This is a genomic window from Yersinia alsatica, from assembly GCF_025133195.1.
Taxonomy (GTDB): Bacteria; Pseudomonadota; Gammaproteobacteria; order Enterobacterales; family Enterobacteriaceae; genus Yersinia; species Yersinia alsatica.
This window is the reverse complement of record NZ_CP104006.1, coordinates 3,110,118-3,130,224: the sequence shown is the minus strand read 5'-3', so window position 1 is coordinate 3,130,224 and position 20,107 is coordinate 3,110,118. Positions and strand designations below refer to the sequence as shown.

Here is a 20,107-nt window from a genome sequence, read left to right as displayed (position 1 = left end):
CGCGTTATGGTAGCGATTATTGTGGACCGGCTCAAGCAAGGAGTGCTGCTGATATCTCGCGATCAAGGGTGATAGTCTCTTCACCAGTGATCAATGGCACCTCAAACGCAGCTAATACTTTTCGGTTAATTTCCACCAAAGCATCTTCAAGCTTAATTTCCATATCACAGGCAATATCGACCAATTTCTCTCGCTCCCAAGTATCACGGGAAATGAGTAACTTCAAGAACGTCACTGTACCATCAGGCAAATTAGCACTGATCGCCGCCATTGATTGTGGGTTAATTTCTTCCGCTGTCTGTGCCACGACGGTTTCAGTAACAAATAGATTCTCAAGTAATGTGACCAGCTCCTGACTCTCTTTTTTCAGCAAATTAACGCGGTCGGTATCGGTAATAACTTCGGCTGTTGGTGACGGCAGACTTAACGTCATTGGTGTTGCACGGCTATCAAGATCGGCATAGACCCATTTGCTGTCCAGAGCAAAACGCTGGTAGACCCGCTCAAGGAATTTAACTTCCTGTGGAGTGATTGTCCCTTCAACTTGCATTAAATGAGCCAGGAAACGAGCAATAACTCGGCGATTCTCCGGTGAAAGCGGCTCCAAATTATTCTTTAGCGCTAACAAAGTATTACTTTTACGAATGCCCGGTTGTAGATAAGCTTTTAAACGCATGCGTTGACCCGGGCTTAAGAAGCCCCAGGCATCAATATGCCGGGTCAATATTATGGATTCAGGTTCACCGATACGCCCATCGATCATCACTGCGGCACAAGCCAGTTCCACAGCAAGCATGGTCACGCGGTAGGTGTCAAACGTCGCCGACTCGGCAGCCAGTGATTCAATCGGGAACAGCGCCACTGTATCTTGTAATACCGGGGTGCGGTTATCGGCTCTCACATCAGGCTCGACACCCACTTGCAAAGAGGCTAGTGCATAAGTCAATGCCATAACATGGCTGCGAGATAAACGCTCTAATGGCTTGGTGCCACAGGCAGTACTGAGTTGAGTAAACAGCTCAGCTAGCGTGACCATCAGTAAACCGTATCCCACTCTGGCTTTGATACTCTCTAGCTCAGTTTTTAATTCTTTGGACCACAATATCATTGGCATCAATAACTGCCCTTCCAGTGACATCTTCCTCTTAGGATTAACACTGGCAAAACGATTATAGATATCAAGATCCTGCTGACATGCGGCAAATATTGCTCGCAACTTATCGCGATACGCTTTGCATACAGTAACATTTGGCAAGTCGGCAATCTGTTGGAAAAACTCTTGCCCCATTAAGCCCGCAGAGGCTGGGCGGTAGAATATTTGTAATTTGGTTTTATTGACCGGCAATAGAAAACCTTCGCCGTATTGTTCTTGATAACGTTGTTGGAATAATGTGGCAAAAGCATCAGCACAATGCGCCATCGAAATATTCTGGTTGATAGCCGGGTCGGCTTCCCCCCAAGCTAGCGCCCATGCTGCTGGTAAGGGCTTTTGGTCAATGGCTAGCTGCCCTAACCCAACTAACAGCGCCAAAGGAAATTCAGTCGAGGCTTCGCGCACTACAGGCGGGGGTGAGAGATAAAGCTTCTCATCTATATTCACCCTCGAAATATAAACTAATAGATTTTGCGCATAATGATTAAAGGCATTATTTTTACCATAGATATTTAGCAGGCGATTAATTTCAGATTCAATTATAGGAAGTTCTTTTTTCGCCACTGGATCTATTGCTGCATCAATGAGTATGCGATGTTCTAAGCCATAGAAAAATAAGAAAACATAGCCGATATCTGCGGTAGGTAATTTACGACCTGAGGATAACCACTGTAAATATCCCTTTCTCGCCTCAGGTGAACAAGTCGAATAATCGGGCGCACTGTCTATCAGGGGCAATGAAATATCAATTTCTTCTGTCGCGACCTCCATCGATGGATTAATAAATGCCGGCTCTGCTCCGGTACGATTACTTTTGTATTTATTACCAATGTAAACCATACCATCAGATAAGGTTATTCCCGCCACCACCGCCAGTTCCCCCGGGCGAAGCCAGGAAGCCCGGGCTAAAGAACCTCGAGATGTTTCTGGCTGTTTTGATTTCGGCTTCTTATCTTCATCACCTAATGGCTTTTGGATCTGTTCATCAGTTGCCGCAGATTGTTCTGCTTCTAACTGCGCAGGGGCAATCTGGTAGTCGCCCAGATCGGGTATCGCCGCGGTTTTTTGCATATCCGTATTGATAGCCGGGCGCGCGTGGGTTCTGGCGCCTTTGAGATTCTGCCAGACAAAATACATGCATAAGATAGCTGCACTCAGTGCAATCCACGCCTCTCTTGGGATACCAGTGATCAAACCTAAAACGACGATCAGTAGGATAACCCAGCCGGTACCAGTAGATTTTCTCTTAGCCACGATGGTTTATATGCCCCTATCTTAAAATAGTAATTTTTATTCTGCCTTTAATGGCAATTTCTAATAAATAGTTCTTTTTACGCATGCTTTTTACATAAATAGATCACGGTAAAAACCACAGAGGAAACCGATAAATTAGACTTAAGTGCAATTTATCGGTTAAATAATAAGTTACTGTTTTATTTTAAATAGTATGTACTCGGCTTCGTCGTGAATCCAAGCATACAATAAGTCAATTATGCCAGTTGATTATGCATTCAGCTAGCAAAGACTATGCAACCATTGGATAAATTCCGCCGCTTTAGGTTTGTCCAACGTGCGTTTGGGATAAATTAAATAATAAGGTTTCGTCACTGGCAGTTTGTGGTCAGATAATTGAATTAAGCGACCGTCCGCTAATTCTTTTTTAATCAAATGCTGCTGTCCCAGCAAAATGCCGTTACCCGCCAGCGCTGAATCGATCGCCATGGCGGTTAAATTATAGATTGGCCCACGATTAGGCGTGCATTGCGACCATTTTGCAGACAACAACCACTCATGCCAGTCGGGGAGAAATTGCCCTTCTTTGCCCCAATCAACATGAATCATGGGGTAGTTAATGTGGTGTTTCCCTTCTGACCAAGCAGTGGTTAATAAATTGGGGCTAGCCACCGGGAAGACCCAGTCTTGGAATAAAACCTCTTTTTCTTGCTGAGGATAATACTCATCACCAAAAGCTAAATAAAAGTCAGCCGCAGTACGATTAAAGTCCACAGCTGAATGCGTTGCATGAATACGGATATCGATATCCGGATGCTGTGTCAGCCAGTGTTTGAGCGACGGATTAAGCCAGCGACTGGCGAGTGCTGGCAATGCAAAGATATTTAGCGATAAATCGCCTTTATCTCGCTCCAGGCTCTGTTGTGCCACCCGTAATGTTTCAAAGGCTTGTTGCACATAAGCCAAATAAGCACTGCCTTGCTTAGTCAGTTCAACCCCTGATTTTGACCGGGCAAAGAGTTGAATGCCCAAATGCTGTTCTAATTGACGAATTTGCTGGCTAACCGCCGCAGGTGTTAATGATAGGCATGCAGCTGCACGAGCTAAACTCCCCATTTTTGCTGCGGTTTCAAATGCTAAAATGGCAGTTAATTTTGGCAAGCGAACTGCTTTTAAACTCCCCATTATTCGCTCCCTTCCCCATTATCTGTACTGTCGCTATCGATAGCTGAACTTAACCTATCATTAACGTTTTATTGTTATTCCAGTTACAACTAATCCTATACAGTTAGTCATAGAAACCAAGCAACATTTAGCATCACTGCGGGGATATATGCAGAAACTCGATGAAATCATTAATATGGCGGCGAATCCAGTTAACGACTTAGCCTTCATCGCCCAGTGTAAAGAGACTTTAGAAAGCTATGGGGCATTAGTCCTATCAAACTTCTTATTACCCCAAGCACTCGATAGCATCAAACAAGAAGGTATCGAGCATCAGCACCTGGCTTATTATGCCGCTAATCAACACAATGTTTATCTAACTAAAACTGATACGGATTTTGCCGTTGAACATCCCAGAAATCGCTTGGTGACCTCATCAAAGGGCTGTATTACTGATGAAGACATCCCGGTAGATTCTGCGCTCAGAACCTTATATGCCGCAGCAGATTTTCAAAACTTTCTGTGCGCCGTATTAAATGAAAAGCAGCTCCATCCCTATGCGGACTCACTTTCTTCCATTAATTTACACTATGCCGCTCAAGGCCAAGAACTGGGTTGGCACTTTGATAATTCATCATTTGCTATTACCTTATTAGTGCAAAAACCTCAGGCCGGGGGTGTTTTTGAATATATTGAAGAGATGCGAGATGCCGACCAAGGAGAAATGAACTATTCCGGGGTAGAAAAACTATTGAATCAACAAATTACGCCTAAAACATTACAGATTGAACCCGGTGATTTAGTCTTATTCCGCGGACGAAATGCTATTCACCGTGTCACACCGACGCAGGGTGACATTACCCGCATGCTGGTGGTACTGGCCTATAATGCTCAACCTGATATTTCGCTATCAGAAAGCGCCAGAATGACGTTCTATGGCCGCCTTTAGTTTATATTGTGTCCAAAGTTATGCGAGATAGGCTTGCCGATATTTAGCGGGCCTCCTTGCCCACCAAAAGAAATATCCTGTATTTAGACCACGCCAGTTGTCACGCTAAAATGACGCGTTTCTCCCGGTGAAAGTAGCAGTAAAGTCCCCTTTTCTTTTGCTGCCAGATATCCTTCTGGACGGCAGGTTGCCGGTAGAATAAAAGCAGCCACTTTCTGATCACCGTTATACAGTATCCAGCGAGTACCATAATTAAACTGTGCTGTTGAAAAACGAGTTACAAAACGATGCCCTTGTGGAGCCAACATAAAGAACTCGGCTTCATCAACGTACTGAGATAAATCATCGGCAAAGAAAACGATCTCTGGATCGTAGAACTCCGGCTCATTTAAATCAGTTAATCCCGCAGGTCGATCCTGTAATTGCCGAGTGTATTGCAACCACTGTGGTGTTGGCTGTACGTGTGCCGGTACCGTTTCACGGAGTTTTAATGCTGAACCCGGTAAATTTTGGCGGAAAGTGGCCCCCGGAATATAGGTGTAATTCATATGGCACATATATTGGAGCGGCATTGGGACACTGGCCAAGTTGGTGACATTCATTTCAATATCAAACTGCGCACTCCCTGCGGTTAATCTCACCAGCGGTTGCGCGCAATAGTGATCACCAAACCCTTTCACATATTCCACACTTCCTGTTAGTGCTAGCTTGTCACCCTCAATAACTAACCAGGCGTGATCCATTTCGGCGCAAGGCATTTCGCCATGAAGGACATGGTCATCCTGCGGTGATGGGCAACCATTACGGCGCAAACCTGAGTGGAAAGCAAAACAACCGTAAGTATCGACAATACTCTCTCCCCGTTTGGGTTGAGAGAACATGTTATCCATTTTCAAATTATGGCCATCAAACTCAGCATCCCAAATCATCTGCCCGTAATAAGGTAAGATAGTCACATAACCACGAGAGTTGCTAATCTTTAAGGCTTCAATTCCCGATGCATATTTAAAGCTGGTCACAGTAAAGTTGTCGCTGTGAAAAATTTCCTGCTCATGGCGGCTGAATTGTTCACGGAACAACGCTATTTTAGCGGTCATTATTCTACTCCCCGTTTAACTAGGATTCGTTATTTGCCAATGTTGCCGCATTGACTCGCTGTTTATTGCGCAGTTCACCCCAGAAATAGAAACCTACATAGGCGAAGCACAGTAAAGAGACAACAAAAGCATGCTGCATTGAGCCTAAATGGTCAGAGACAAAACCCTGCAAGGCAGGAACAACCGCAGCACCGACAATTGACATGACAATAATCGCCCCAGCTACCTCGGTATATTTATTGTCTACTGTATCCAATGTGCCGGCATAAATGGTGGCCCAGCACGGCCCGAATAATACGCTGACAAATACGGCGGCATAAACCGCAGTAAAGTTAGGTATACAGACCACATATAGCAGGGTTAATGCTCCCAAGATGGAATAGGCAATTAACACTTTCTCTGCTTTAAAACGGGTCATCAGGAAGTTGGCAACAAACTTACCGATAAAGAAGCAAATAAAACTGTAGATCATAAAGTTTGCAGCATCTCGTTCATTAGATGCGCCAAGATTCAACGCCAGACGAATAGTAAAAGACCAGACTGCGACTTGCATACCAACATAAAGGAACTGTGCCGCAATGCCTTTTTTAAAGCGACCATTCCCTGCCAGGTATTTCAGTGTTTCTTTTAATGATGGCTGGGCCACTTTCTTATTACTGTCGCCTTGAGGCTTGCAATGTGGATAACGGGTAATGACAAAGAGCAGCATTACCAGTAATAGGACAAAGATTAGATATTTATAAGGCTCTAAGGTGTGTTCTAACATGCTAAGACGAAACTCATGGATCTGCTCTGGCGTCATTGATGCCATTTGACTCTGTAAACTGTCGCCTTCCTGGAATACCAAATATTTGCCTAATACTATCCCCATCAATGCGCCAATCGGATAAAACGTCTGGCTGATATTCAGGCGCAGAGTGGCGTAATCCTTATGACCAATCATTGAGCTGTAGGTATTGGCGGCGGTTTCGAGGAAGCTCAAACCAATGGCAATGGCGAAAATAGCCGCCAGAAACATGGTGTAAGTTGCCATGTGGGATGCGGGATAAAACAATGTACAACCAACAATATAAAGTGTTAGCCCAATCAAGATAGCCACTTTATAACTGCTTTTCTTAATCACTAATGACGCGGGAATAGCAATCAGGAAGTAGCCACCATAAAAGGCACTTTGTACCAATGCACTGGCGAAATCACTGAGCGCAAAAACACTTTTAAATTGAGTAATTAAAATATCATTCAGACTAGCTGCACATCCCCAGAGTGGGAATAAGCAGGAAAGCAAAATAAATTGGAATAAAGGGGTTTTATTTAAATAGCCATCTGGCAGTTGAACGGTATTCAGGCGCATTTTATTTTCCTTGGTGTAGGGTATTTAAAAAATCAATAAATTGCGACGCGTCAGGGTAAGAACGTTGTGTTCCTTTGCCGGTGACACTGTATGCTGCAAAAGCAGAGGCCATTTCCATAGCTTTTAATACATTTCCGTGCTGAACATATTCATGAGCAAAACAGCCAATAAAAGCATCGCCAGCGCCACTGGTATCAATGGCATGAACACTGACCGGCGGCACATGGTGAATGTCTTCGCCATGCATCCATAAAGAACCGCGATGCCCCAACGTAATAATCAGGTTATGCAGACCTTTATCCAACAAGCTGCGCCCTGCCCGATAAATATTATCCAGACTGTCCACTGGCATTCCGGTCAGGATGGCAAGTTCGGTTTCATTTGGCATGAAGAACTCGCACTGACAGGCATAGCCAATATCAAGTGCTTTAGATGCCGGGGCTGGATTGAGAATAACTTTAATCTGGTGCTGACGAGCAAAATCAATCGCGGCATAGACCGTTTCTAATGGTATTTCGAGTTGCAAGATGATCAACTGGCAGGTCTTTAAGGCATCAGCCGCAGCATCGATATCTGCCGGTGACAGGTGGTTATTCGCGCCTTTGATAATGAGAATGCGATTTTGTGATGACTTATCGACAAAAATGGGTGCGACACCACTGGACGTTCCGGCGACTGTTTTCACATATTGGGTATCAATACCCGCTTGTTGTAAGTTTCGAATGGTATTTTCTGCAAACAGATCATCACCCACGCGAGTGACCATCATGACATTGGCGCCTAATCTGGCCGCGGCTACTGCCTGATTCGCCCCTTTACCGCCGCACCCGATTTCAAAATCCGGTGCTTCTAATGTTTCCCCGATTTGTGGCATTTCATCAATGTAGGTGATCAGATCAACCATGTTCGAACCAATGACTGCAATATCCATTGTCCCTTCCTCTATGCTATTTTTTTATCATTCAATGTTAATGCAATAACATTATCAGGCTATAAATGTTATGTGTGTGACAATGATCGCAGCAATGAAAGGGAGATAATTCGGTTTTTCGCCTTAACCAGACAATCTAAAATGTTATTATTATAACAATTGATAAGCGATGATGATGTAAATAGGATATTTCGGCAGAAATAAAAACCAGGGTGGGATGGCAGCAATAAAAATCCCGGCCATAACTGCACCGGGATTATTCAACAAAAAGAAAGGGAATTTATTTAATTGCCATGGCATCACGCATGGTAAAGAACAGGTCGGTCTGATCAGTTAGACCGACAACATTGGTTGCATGTGGGCCATAAGCAGCGATACGCAATTGGGTACCGGTGTGCCCTTGGGAATCATCTTCAGAGTTGCCATAGCTGATCGCCATTATCGCACCATCTTTAGTGGTTAATGCTTGCGTCAAACCTGGGGCTTTAGCGTCAGCTTCAATAATTTGGCTAGAATGCGCGTGGTCTGCCGTCACAATAACCAAGGTGTTACCATCAGCACGGGCGAACTCCAGTGCTTTCTGTACGGCTTCATCCAGATCGACGGTTTCGCCAAACTGGCCACATGGGTTAGCGGCGTGGTCTTGCTTATCAATCGACGCCCCTTCTACTTGCAGGAAGAAGCCATTTTTATTGGTTTTCAGCAGGTCAATGGCCTTTTCAGTCATGACTGCCAGCGTTGGAATATCCTTGGTACGTTCGGCATTATTTTCACATACAACCGCGGGTTTATCGAGATTGCCGTGGTAAGAGGCTTTTGGCCCTTGCCAGCGCACCGGCATATTGCCAGAGCTGAATAGCCCTAAAAGCGGTTTCTTCTGGTCTGCCTGTTTGATGGCATTCAAGTCATCAAGGTTTTCGACAATCACATAACCACGGGCCAATGCTTGGTCACGCAGTGATTTATCTTTCCACTCACCGGCTTTAGCCAACTGGCTGAATGATTTTGCGCCGCCGCCCAAAGTGACATCGGCGCGCCCTTCAATCATTTGCTCAGTAATAGAACCACGGCCCCCATTTTCCAATGCATTGGTGCCACATTTCTCACTGGTTTCTTCTGGACCATAACATTTACGCCCGGTGACATGCGCAAACTGTGCTGCTGGCGTCGCATCTTGCAGCTCTGCGGTTGACACATTACCGGTAGCTTTACCTGCTTTTTTAGCCAGTTCTAAAATAGTGACATGATCTTTGCCAAACACATCGACACCCAGCGCGCCATTATAGGTTTTTACACCCGAAGACCATGCGGTCGCGGAAGCGGCTGAGTCAGTGACATAATCTGGCTTTTGCGTTTTTTTATCTAATGAATAGTGGGTATATTGCCCTGTCAGCGGCAGGGCATCAATGCCTTTAAAGAAGCCACCGGCTCCCATAGCATAGTTACGTGCAGAGGTGATTTCTGAATCCCCCATGCCGTCACCAATCAATAAAATGACATTTTTTACCGTCTTATTAGATAACGAGTCACGCAGAGCTTGAGTTTGATCCCCCGTCAAACGACGCGCTCCGCCAAACTGGGTGACATCGCCATGAGCGCTGCGATCATATAGCCCAGTAGCGGCGGCAACCGCATTCGGTACGAACAGAGAGCTGCTTAAGATCAGGGTGGATAACGCTATGCCGGACAAAGTGGATATGCGGTTCTGCATTAGTAGAATTCCTTGTTGTAAAACAGTAATACAAATTGTATTTATTGGTTACAACGGATACTAAAACAGGCTAATGACGCTTTTATGACAAGCGCAATTAATTATTAATCCTTAACTTTCAAGATTATTCCCAGATCTCTCGCAGCCAAACAACTTGATGGCGTTAAATCAGCCCCCCATTGGCCCGCAAAACTTGTCCATTAATCCAGCCACCCTCTTTACTGACTAAAAAGGCCACTGCCGCCGCGATATCTTCGGGTGTACCCAATCTTTCCAGTGGGGCCATTTTTGCCATTTTTTCAATCAGCTCAGGTGATTTACCATTTAAGAACAGGTCGGTCGCTGTTGGCCCAGGAGCAACGGCGTTGACCGTAATATTGCGGCCCCGTAATTCTTTTGCCAGTATGGCAGTCATGGTTTCAACAGCGGCTTTCGTACCCGCGTAAACAGCATATTTCTCCAGTTTTAGCCCCACCACACTGGTTGAGAAGTTAACAATACGGCCTCCATCTCTCAGCCGTTTAGCCGCTTCCCGCATTCCGTTAAAACTGCCTTTTAGGTTGATGGCAATTTGGCGGTCGAAGTGCTCATCATCACTCTCAGCAATCGTGCTAAGAGACAGAATTCCCGCATTATTAACTAACACATCGACACCACCAAAAGCCGTTTCAGCTTTGGTAAATAATTGAGCAACGGCGATGGGGTCACTGATATCGCCTTTGGCGCTCAATGCATTTCCACCCGCTTGTTGTATTTTGCGCACTAAGGCTTCGGCCTCATTATCAGCCCGAGAATAATTAATAAGCACGGTATAGCCATCCTGCGCCAAGCGTTCAGCTATAGCGGCACCAATACCGCGCGATGCCCCGGTCACAATGGCAACGGGCTGAGTTGTATTCGTCATGATATTCCCCTGAAGGTCAGTTTAATGGTCAGTGTTCGCTGATTGGCCGCATATCCCAATGAGATCTGTCGCCGCCAAATCGGTAAACAGAGAATGCCACCTTTACCTATTCGGATAATCCACTATTATTCGGTAATACTATCCGAATAAAGCGAACAATAGCGTGGACCGAATAGATGCAATGCGTGTGTTTACCAGAGTAGTGGAACAGCGCAGTTTTACCCAAACAGCCGAAGATTTAAATTTGCCACGCTCTACGGTGACCGATGCGATTAAGCAACTGGAAAAGCGCTTAAATGTTCGTCTCTTGCAACGAACAACCCGGCATGTCAGCCCGACCTTGGATGGTGAAGCATACTATCAGCGCTGCCTGCACATTATTGCCGACATTGAAGATGCTGAAATGGCGTTTGCCAATGCCAAGCCGCGAGGCTTACTGCGAATTGATGTACAAGGCACTCTGGCCCGTCATTTTGTGTTGCCGCAATTACCTGACTTTATTGCTCAATACCCTGATATTGAATTATTTATCAGTGAAGGTGACCGGTTGGTCGATTTGATTCGTGAAGGCATTGATGGCGTGCTACGTGTCGGGAATTTGCAAGACAGTGACATGGTCGCCCGCCGAGTCGCACTATTACCCCAAGTCACCTGTGCTGCACCGAGTTATCTGCAACAATATGGAATGCCATACAGCTTAAAACAGCTGGCAGAACACCAGATGGTCGGCTTTCGTTCAAGCGCGACCGGTGGACTGATGCCCTTGGAATTTTGTGCGCATGGCACATTGCCGCGCCCCCCAAAAGCAAACTCACATCAGCCATCATCGCCCCGCTCATCCCCTGAATATCATCAAATTAAGCTACGTACTGTTTTGTCGGTCAGTGGCGCAGAAAGTTTCGTGGCTGCTGCACGGCTGGGATTAGGGATTATTCAGGTGCCGCGCTATCACATTGAACCCGATTTAATGAACGGAACATTGATTGAGATACTGCCGGAGTATGCTCCGCCCTCCATGCCAGTCTCTTTTCTGTATCCCCATAATCGCCAGCTTTCCCCGCGCGTCCGGATTTTCAGTGACTGGCTAAGCCAACTATTTCTAACTACTGAGCAGCAAAATGCAGACAGATAAAAGTGGCAGTAGACACCCGCAAAAAGAATGAGCCTTGGCTATCATCAGTGGCTTCAATATAAAGAATAAAGATGAATACAAAGATGGTTTGAGTCAGCAGCCGAACTGGCTAACCCGGCTGCTGCTGCACTTTATTGCGCTTTCTCAACTGATTGATAAATATCAATATCAAAATATCCATCACTCCTGCCGTCATTAAGGTAAACCTCGTAACATGCGCCGTCCGCTGGGCGATAGCCACTTTGCGGCAGATGCTGATGATACAATTCACCCCATGCTTTGGCGTAATCATCATCTGTTACTCGAGTGCTATACACCGCATAGCAACCACCGGGGATCACTTGTAATTGCAGTTGATTACTGAGCTCTTCAGGCAAGACATAGTCATCTGCGACCGATAGCGACACATCAGCTCGCAATTGGGCCGGAGGATTGGTTTCTGGGTTATCCCAATACAGTGCTAGCCAGTCTCGGCCGGGGATTTGGTGCTGAGCATAGAGCGATGAAAGTTGGTCAAATCCTAGTGGGATGGTCTCATGATAAGGGCCAACCACCCGGATACTGACGACGTGTTGCGGTTGTTTTTCAACTATCTTAAATGTCATATCGCTACCTCGACTTAATGGTTTCAAGCAAAATTAAGTGATCAAAGATACGATTGTTACGTAACCACTGTTTATTTATACAGTGTACCGTGTTTTTATGACATTTGATTAATTTTCAACCTTGATTTGTGAACAGCTTCGCAAAAAATCATCTGCTTGTTCAAGTTGAAGATGGCTGAACACGGTGATCCCGTGGCGACGTAATAGTGCCGTGGTCACCCCCTGACCTGTACGTTGAGTACCCCTAAAATGACCATCATAAATACGGCTACTCCCGCAGGATGGGCTGCCTTCTGTCAGAATGGCGAGTTTACAATGGTGTTTTTGTGCCACGTCCAATGCCTGATAAGCGCCTTGCAGAAACTCCCGGCTAACATCATTACCCCATTGTTCAATCACCCGCGCCTGCCCTTGTAGCACGGCCTCGCCATTGCCTTGCTGAATTTCAGCTGGGGGGCGCGGTACCGGCATACCAGCGGCTAACTCAGGGCAAACCAGAACCAGTCGCCCTTCATCCTGCCAGCGTTGAATAATTTCATCATGAACAGACAGAGCACTGCCGTTATAACGAACAGGTTTTCCCATTAAACAGGCACTGATCAGGATACGCGCAGGCTTAGATTCCACGTGATAGTCAACCTTAGGATCATGTTATGAATAAAATGTGATGGTTAAGGTCGATAATAGCCAATTAATTGCTGCTAGTCATAAGTCCCATTTGATCATTGATGCAAAACAGATATTTATCGGGGAAATACATATTCCACCACTTATTTTGCGCCATTTAATGTCGCTAATACCTGTGGTAATAGTGTTGCCAGACGATGAGCCCATTGCTCCTGCCCCGCTTGTTGCGTAATAAGATCCTGACGAATCTCGATACCCACATAAGGTAATTGCCGACGTTCGGCATGGAATGGCAGAGTAAAGTCTGTTGCATCCGTCATGGCGTAAGGTTGGTTAATCCCGACATTCAGCGAGCTATCTTGTTGTAAAAGCTCAATCAATTGCGAAGCAAAGGCCGGGTTACGATTAAATAAGGTCCCAATTTGCCACGGGCGATCGTTATTTTTAAATGAGGGTGTAAAGCTATGCATCGAGATAATGACACTGGGCTGGCCGCTATCACGACGCCGATTAAGTGTTTGTGTAATCAAATCATGATACGGCTGGAATACCTCAGCACGACGGGCTTCGGCCTCTTCTATCGTCACGCCGATGTTACGTATAATCCGCGTGTGCTCCGAGATTTCAGGAATAGAGCTGGCGATCCCCGGAGTGCGGTTACAATCAATCACCAAGCGCGAATAGCGCTGATGAATCAATGTGGCATCAAGATACTGGCTAAGCAGCTGCGCGGTAGCCAGTGAGCCAATATCCCAGCCGATGTGCCGATCAATTTCTCCGGCGGGTAATCCCAAATCACCTAACTGAGCCGGAATGCGCTGCCCGGCATGATCTGCCAGTAAAATAAAAGGTGAGCGACTTGCTGGACGTTCAATAGCCGCCGCTGGCGGTTCACCATCACGTAATAGAGGATACAACAGGGTATTGGACATGAATGGGCTACCTGATATTAGATGGATTTCGCCAGCAGTATTTCCGCCAGCAATATGATTACAAACCGCGTTCACAAACTCTCATCCTAGCGGCTAAAACTCACTTCGCCCACCCCGACCTTATAACTAAACTTTCTGTGTTATGCGATTAATGCCGCAATAAGAACAGCTTTTTGCTTTCACATCCGGATAGTGATCTATCGAAGCTCTTTTTCATGCAATAATTGCCAGTAAAATATTCACCGTTACAGATTTTCATCAACCAATGACAGCAAGATAGCGGAGACTTATGGAAACGTTTTTGATTGATAGGATGACAACGCCTCAGGGTGAACTGTTGCTCATTGCAGATGAAGAACACCGGTTACGGGCCATCGATTGGACTGATCATTATGATCGACTGATAAAATTGCTAAACAATCATTACGGCAAAAATAGCTTTACGCTGGTTGAAAAACGTAATCCCGGCGGTTTAAGCGAGAGCATGCAACGCTATTTTGCCGGTGAACTCAATATTATTGATAATTTACCGGTTAAGACCGCCGGTACTGATTTTCAGCGTCAGGTCTGGGATCAATTACGCAAAATCCCCTGTGGTGAGACGATTACCTATGGCGAGTTAGCAAAGCGAATTAACCGCCCAACAGCGTCCAGAGCGGTTGGGATGGCAAATGGCCTGAATCCAATCTCCATTGTTGTCCCCTGCCACCGGGTGATTGGGCAACAAGGTGCATTGACCGGTTATGCCGGTGGCGTGGAGCGAAAACGCTGGTTATTAATGCATGAGGGTTATCTTTTAGCACGCTAACTATTGTTGCTCTTATCAGACGCAAGAAAAGATGTTAAAATTGACGCATATCAATATTAATGGGAATACCCTATGATCCCGGAAAAACGCGTAATCCGACGTATTCAGTCTGGTGGTTGTGCAATTCACTGTCAGGATTGCAGTATCAGCCAGCTCTGTATTCCGTTTACCTTAAATGAAAACGAGCTGGACCAGCTCGACAATATCATTGAAAGGAAAAAACCTATTCAGAAAGGACAGGCGCTGTTTAAAGCAGGTGATGAACTCAAATCCCTGTATGCCATCCGTTCCGGGACCATTAAAAGTTATACCATTACCGAAGAAGGTGATGAGCAGATTACCGGTTTCCATCTGGCGGGCGATTTAGTCGGTTTTGATGCTATCAGTAACTTGCAACACCCAAGCTTTGCTCAGGCATTGGAAACTTCCATGGTGTGCGAAATCCCGTTTGATACACTGGATGACTTATCCGGCAAAATGCCAAATCTGCGCCAGCAGATGATGCGTCTGATGAGTGGCGAGATAAAAGGTGATCAAGACATGATTTTGCTGCTTTCTAAAAAGAATGCAGAAGAGCGTCTGGCCGCCTTTATTTATAATCTTTCGCGCCGCTTTGCTCAACGTGGCTTCTCTCCACGTGAGTTCCGTCTGACCATGACGCGCGGTGATATCGGCAACTATTTAGGGTTGACGGTAGAAACGATCAGCCGCTTGTTGGGCCGTTTCCAGAAAAGCGATATTCTGAGTGTGAAAGGCAAGTACATCACCATTGAGAATACCGAAGCGTTGGCCCAGTTAGCCGGTAATCCAAGACCTAATCTTTAAGTCGGATATCAGATCAATAAATGCCCAAGAGGATAACTCTTATTTATTGGTCTGATTTGCTCTCTCCCTGTCCTCTTTCACTTTCATGGTTTACTCTTTAACTAACATACTGTTAATTCACGGTAGTAAGGAGACACTATGGCAAAGTATCAGAATATTCTGGTGGCTATTGACCCCAATCAGGATGATCAGCCTGCATTAAGACGTGCAGTTTATCTTGTGCAGCGTAATGGCGGCACAATCAAAGCATTTTTAGCTATTTATGACTTGTCATATGACATGACCACCCTGCTGTCCCCGGATGAGCGCACGGCTATGCGCAAAGGGGTCATTAGCCAACGCTCAGCATGGATCAGCGAACAGTGCCGATTTTATCTTGATGCTGGCGTGCCCATTGAAATCAAAGTGGTATGGCACAATCGCCCGTATGAAGCCATTATTCAGGAAGTCCTGAAATATAAGCACGATTTGTTGCTAAAAATGGCTCATCAACATGACCGATTGGAATCCATTATTTTCACCCCAACTGACTGGCACTTATTACGTAAATGTCCATGCCCGGTGTGGATGGTAAAAGACCAACCTTGGCCGGAAGGTGGTACCGCATTGGTGGCCGTCAACTTATCCAGCGAAGATCCCCTGCACGACCCTCTCAATCTACGTTTAGTGAAAGAAACCAGAGAACTGGCTGAGCATGTTAACCAAACTCAGGTGCATTTAATCAGCGCCTATCCGGTAACGCCGATCAATATTGCTATTGAATTGCCTGATTTTGACCCGAGTGTCTACAACGATGCTATTCGCGGTCAGCATTTGGTGGCGATGAAAGCATTACGTCAGCAGTTTGGTATTGACGAAAAATTCACTCATGTGGAGAAAGGATTACCTGAAGAAGTTATCCCGGACTTAGCTGAGCATTTACGCGCCGGGGTGGTGGTGCTGGGTACTTTGGGGCGCACCGGGCTATCTGCCGCCTTTATCGGTAACACCACCGAACATGTGATCGACCATCTTAAATGTGATTTATTGGCCATTAAACCAGAAGGTTTTACTTGCCCGATTGAAAGTGATGAAGACCACGAAGATGATGAATAATCGCCCTCTCATCTGATTTTCAAATTTAATGCCAAAAAAGAAGGGCCACATCAGTGGCCCTTTTTCAGCTACAACACTAACGATTACAACGCACGTAAGATGGCTTCTACGCTGTCTTTAGCATCGCCGAACAACATCTGAGTATTGTCTTTGAAGAACAATGGGTTCTGAACGCCAGCATAGCCGGTATTCATTGAACGTTTAAAGGCAATGACACTTTGCGCTTTCCACACTTCCAACACTGGCATACCGGCAATCGGGCTGCGCGGATCTTCGAGTGCGGCTGGGTTAACGGTGTCGTTGGCACCAATCACCAATACCACATCGGTGCTTGGGAAATCATCATTGATTTCGTCCATCTCCAGCACCACGTCATAAGGCACTTTAGCTTCTGCCAATAACACGTTCATATGGCCAGGCAAACGCCCTGCTACCGGGTGAATACCAAAGCGCACTTTGATCCCACGGGCTTGCAGTTTTGCCGTAATTTCCGCAACGGGGTACTGAGCTTGTGCAACCGCCATACCATAGCCAGGGGTGATGATAACCGAGCTAGCATTTTTCAGCAGGTCGGCCACTTCTTCCGCTGTAGTTTCACGGTATTCGCCCATCTCTTCGGCATCACCAGTAGAAGAGCCATCAGTACCAAAGCCGCCGGCAATCACGCTAATAAACGAACGGTTCATCGCTTTACACATGATGTACGACAGGATCGCACCGGAAGAACCGACTAATGCACCGGTTACAATCAACAGGTCGTTGCTGAGCATGAAACCTGCTGCTGCTGCGGCCCAACCGGAGTAGGAGTTCAGCATCGAGACCACCACTGGCATGTCTGCACCCCCAATGGATGCAACCAAGTGCCAGCCGAAGCCCAAAGCAATCAAGGTCATCAATAGCAGTGCGACCACTTGCAGCGCGACGCTATCGGTTCTGACAAACAGAATCATCAGCAAGAATGAAACAACCAGCACGACCAAGTTCAACTTATGGCGTTGTGGCAGCATCAGCGGCTTGGAGGAGATAATCCCACGTAATTTACCGAAGGCAACAATAGAACCGGTGAAGGTCACCGCACCGATAAAGATCCCCAAGAACACTTCGGTCAGGTGAATATTCACCATCACCGCATCCATGACCACTGGGCCATGATCCAGATAGCTGTTAAAGCCAACCAGAACCGCCGCCAGACCCACGAAGCTGTGTAAGATAGCCACCAGTTCCGGCATTTCAGTCATTTCGACTTTCTTCGCCAGATAAATACCGATTGCCCCACCAATCACCATAGCAATGATAATCCAAGCAACATTGCCTGAGTCTGGCCCCAGAATGGTCGCGATAAGCGCGATGGCCATACCGGTCACACCAAAGGTGTTACCTTGTTTGGATGTTTCGTGGCGCGACAGCCCAGCCAAACTGAAAATAAATAGAATCGCAGCAACTATGTACGCAGCTGTAACAAGACCACTAGACATCAGTTACTCCTTTATTTTTGTATGACACTGTTTTCATCAGCAAAATTTTTTTAATCAACATTTTCATCAACTCAGCTTTACCCGCCTGCACTTTCGGCAAGCCCGGCTTTATATAAACCTAGTTTTTACGGAACATTTTCAGCATGCGCTGGGTGACGGTAAAGCCACCAAAAATGTTGATGCTGGCAATCAATACGGCAATAAAGGATAAGAAACTTACCCAGCCACCGTGGCCAATCTGCAACAATGCGCCCACCACGATAATGCCCGAGATTGCGTTAGTGACTGACATCAGCGGCGTATGCAGCGCATGGCTGACATTCCACACCACGTAATAGCCAACAACACAGGCCAATGCAAAGACCGTAAAGTGAGATAAAAATTCTTTCGGCGCGACATTTGCCAACCAGCCAAACAGTACGATGGCCAGAGCCATAATGATGTATTTAGGCCATGGCGATGACGGCTTAACCTCTTCTTTCACCAATGGCGCGGCTTTCGCTGCCTGAGGCTGTGCCGAAACCTGAATTGGCGGTGCCGGCCAGGTTATTTCACCGGTTTTAACCACGGTAACACCGCGAATTACGGTATCTTCAAAATCAATGTCGATCTCGCCGTTTTTCTCTTTGCAGAGTAATTTCAGCAAGTTAACTAGGTTTGTACCGTAAAGCTGGGATGACTGGGTCGGTAAACGGCTGGGTAAATCAGTATAACCAATGATTTTCACGCCATTTTCAGTGACAGTGACTTTATCGGCTACCGTCAGTTCACAGTTACCACCGGTCTGCGCTGCCAGATCGACAATCACGCTGCCCGACTTCATCGAGGCCACCATCTCTTTGGTGATCAGCCGTGGTGCAGGTTTACCGGGAATCAATGCCGTGGTGACGATGATATCTACTTCAGCCGCTTGTGCTGCAAACAGCTCCATTTCAGCTTTGATAAAGGCTTCAGACATCACCTTGGCGTAGCCGTCACCACTGCCCGCTTCTTCTTCAAAATCCAGCTCGAGGAATTCAGCCCCCATACTCTGAACTTGTTCTTTCACTTCCGGACGGGTGTCAAAGGCACGAACAATCGCCCCTAAGCTCCCGGCGGCACCAATGGCGGCCAACCCCGCAACACCGGCACCAATAATGACAACTTTTGCCGGTGGAACCTTACCGGCGGCGGTAATTTGCCCGGTAAAGAAGCGGCCAAATTCGTGTGCGGCTTCAACAATGGCGCGATAGCCCGCAATGTTAGCCATTGAGCTCAGCGCATCCATGGATTGGGCGCGAGAAATGCGCGGTACTGAATCCATTGCTAATACAGTGACTTGACGCTCTGCCAGCTTTTGCAGCAATTCAGGGTTCTGAGCCGGCCAGATAAAGCTGACCAAAGTGCTCCCCTCACGCATCAGGGCAATTTCTTCCTCAAGGGGGGCATTCACTTTGAGGATAAGGTCGGATTGCCACACATCGGTGGTATCCGTAATGGTGGCACCCGCTTCCAGGTATGCCGCATCGTCAAAACTGGCTAAATGGCCAGCTCCGCTTTCAATCGCCACGGTGAAGCCTAATTTCAGCAATTGTTCTACCGTTTTCGGCGTTGCTGCAACACGGGCTTCATTGGCCAACCGCTCTCTTGGTACACCAATACGCATAATGTTCCCTTTTTACCTGTCTTTGATGATGAGTATTGTCATACCCTGCATATTTGAAGCTGCAGGGGTGTTAGCTGCTCTCTTGCTCCCGAATCACTGACCTACGTCAGCTCACCGAGATTTATTCGTTTGCTGCCTACCCACTGTTTCAAATACTTTGGGTAATTGCCCTATGATAAAAACCTGCTTCGCTATAGCTCCCTATAACCTACTGAAAATGTGACTGATGATCCATATCTGTGTGCGCAACAGACGCAGTTTTTTCACTAAAACTGGCAGGTGGAAAGAACTCTGTATAATTCACTATAGAAAGAATAATTACTAGCGGCTTGTCCTGCAACTTTGCGCCAAAATAATAAGTTTTCTCAATGTGGTACAACCCAGTCACCGCGCGGGATTAAGTTAGAAAAATGTAAATAATCAGCACTTATGACGTTAAAGCCATTATTCGTAAAGCTTATATCGATTCT

The 20,107-nt window shown here is 46.3% G+C and carries 17 protein-coding genes; 5 read left to right on the top strand and 12 right to left on the bottom strand.

Translation table 11 applies throughout. The features are described 5' to 3' along the window. Window positions 1-31 precede the first annotated feature (31 nt). Entirely contained in the window at window positions 32-2,407 is a 2,376-nt protein-coding gene (locus N0H69_RS13980) for a tellurite resistance TerB family protein (RefSeq protein ID WP_050151192.1), read from the bottom strand. Window positions 2,408-2,668: 261 nt separating this feature from the next. Then, window positions 2,669-3,571 (bottom strand): LysR substrate-binding domain-containing protein, encoded by a 903-nt coding sequence (locus N0H69_RS13975; RefSeq protein WP_050121319.1) that lies wholly within the window; start codon window positions 3,569-3,571, stop codon window positions 2,669-2,671. Between the two features lie 148 nt (window positions 3,572-3,719). Between N0H69_RS13975 and N0H69_RS13970 the strand changes: the two genes are divergently transcribed. Then, the gene (locus tag N0H69_RS13970; protein ID WP_050151191.1) at window positions 3,720-4,499 is read left to right on the top strand and encodes a HalD/BesD family halogenase; all 780 of its coding nucleotides are present in this window, start codon (window positions 3,720-3,722) and stop codon (window positions 4,497-4,499) included. 83 nt (window positions 4,500-4,582) lie between these two features. On the opposite strand, the gene N0H69_RS13965 is transcribed toward N0H69_RS13970, so the two are convergent. The 5 genes from N0H69_RS13965 to N0H69_RS13945 all read right to left on the bottom strand — a co-directional run bounded on the left by N0H69_RS13965 (window position 4,583) and on the right by N0H69_RS13945 (window position 10,493). Continuing rightward, window positions 4,583-5,596 (bottom strand): aldose 1-epimerase family protein, encoded by a 1,014-nt coding sequence (locus tag N0H69_RS13965; RefSeq protein ID WP_050134481.1) that lies wholly within the window; start codon window positions 5,594-5,596, stop codon window positions 4,583-4,585. Between the two features lie 19 nt (window positions 5,597-5,615). Continuing rightward, a complete protein-coding gene (gene fucP / locus N0H69_RS13960; RefSeq protein ID WP_050121317.1) occupies window positions 5,616-6,947 on the bottom strand; it encodes an L-fucose:H+ symporter permease in 1,332 nt (443 codons plus the stop codon). 1 nt (window position 6,948) lies between these two features. Further along, window positions 6,949-7,878: a ribokinase gene (rbsK, locus tag N0H69_RS13955; protein WP_050107061.1), complete on the bottom strand. Its 930-nt coding sequence runs from the start codon at window positions 7,876-7,878 to the stop codon at window positions 6,949-6,951. Window positions 7,879-8,158: 280 nt separating this feature from the next. Further along, window positions 8,159-9,589: an alkaline phosphatase gene (phoA, locus tag N0H69_RS13950; RefSeq protein ID WP_050151190.1), complete on the bottom strand. Its 1,431-nt coding sequence runs from the start codon at window positions 9,587-9,589 to the stop codon at window positions 8,159-8,161. Window positions 9,590-9,752: 163 nt separating this feature from the next. Continuing rightward, window positions 9,753-10,493 (bottom strand): SDR family oxidoreductase, encoded by a 741-nt coding sequence (locus N0H69_RS13945; RefSeq protein ID WP_050107064.1) that lies wholly within the window; start codon window positions 10,491-10,493, stop codon window positions 9,753-9,755. A gap of 163 nt (window positions 10,494-10,656) precedes the next feature. Here N0H69_RS13945 and N0H69_RS13940 point away from each other — a divergent pair, with 163 nt between their 5' ends. Then, on the top strand, window positions 10,657-11,625 hold the full coding sequence (locus tag N0H69_RS13940) for a LysR family transcriptional regulator (protein ID WP_050107067.1): 969 nt from the start codon (window positions 10,657-10,659) through the stop codon (window positions 11,623-11,625). Between the two features lie 131 nt (window positions 11,626-11,756). On the opposite strand, the gene sbmC is transcribed toward N0H69_RS13940, so the two are convergent. From sbmC to N0H69_RS13925, 3 genes are all read right to left on the bottom strand, one after another. After that, window positions 11,757-12,230, bottom strand: a complete 474-nt coding sequence (gene sbmC, locus N0H69_RS13935; protein ID WP_050151189.1) for a DNA gyrase inhibitor SbmC — start codon at window positions 12,228-12,230, stop codon at window positions 11,757-11,759. Window positions 12,231-12,338: 108 nt separating this feature from the next. Then, window positions 12,339-12,857: a 2-thiouracil desulfurase family protein gene (locus N0H69_RS13930; protein ID WP_050107070.1), complete on the bottom strand. Its 519-nt coding sequence runs from the start codon at window positions 12,855-12,857 to the stop codon at window positions 12,339-12,341. A gap of 143 nt (window positions 12,858-13,000) precedes the next feature. Beyond that, on the bottom strand, window positions 13,001-13,789 hold the full coding sequence (locus N0H69_RS13925) for an N-formylglutamate amidohydrolase (protein ID WP_050145956.1): 789 nt from the start codon (window positions 13,787-13,789) through the stop codon (window positions 13,001-13,003). Window positions 13,790-14,078: 289 nt separating this feature from the next. Between N0H69_RS13925 and ogt the strand changes: the two genes are divergently transcribed. From ogt to uspE, 3 genes are all read left to right on the top strand, one after another. Then, window positions 14,079-14,597: a methylated-DNA--[protein]-cysteine S-methyltransferase gene (ogt, locus tag N0H69_RS13920; protein WP_050107074.1), complete on the top strand. Its 519-nt coding sequence runs from the start codon at window positions 14,079-14,081 to the stop codon at window positions 14,595-14,597. Window positions 14,598-14,669: 72 nt separating this feature from the next. Beyond that, window positions 14,670-15,422, top strand: a complete 753-nt coding sequence (fnr, locus tag N0H69_RS13915; protein WP_025378308.1) for a fumarate/nitrate reduction transcriptional regulator Fnr — start codon at window positions 14,670-14,672, stop codon at window positions 15,420-15,422. A gap of 138 nt (window positions 15,423-15,560) precedes the next feature. Then, window positions 15,561-16,517 (top strand): universal stress protein UspE, encoded by a 957-nt coding sequence (gene uspE / locus N0H69_RS13910; RefSeq protein WP_050121313.1) that lies wholly within the window; start codon window positions 15,561-15,563, stop codon window positions 16,515-16,517. Window positions 16,518-16,600: 83 nt separating this feature from the next. On the opposite strand, the gene pntB is transcribed toward uspE, so the two are convergent. Both pntB and pntA read right to left on the bottom strand, forming a co-directional pair. Then, complete coding sequence (gene pntB / locus N0H69_RS13905) at window positions 16,601-17,992, bottom strand: Re/Si-specific NAD(P)(+) transhydrogenase subunit beta (protein ID WP_050151188.1); 1,392 nt, start codon at window positions 17,990-17,992, stop codon at window positions 16,601-16,603. A gap of 118 nt (window positions 17,993-18,110) precedes the next feature. Continuing rightward, entirely contained in the window at window positions 18,111-19,637 is a 1,527-nt protein-coding gene (pntA, locus tag N0H69_RS13900) for a Re/Si-specific NAD(P)(+) transhydrogenase subunit alpha (RefSeq protein ID WP_050107080.1), read from the bottom strand. Between the last annotated feature and the right edge of the window lie 470 nt (window positions 19,638-20,107).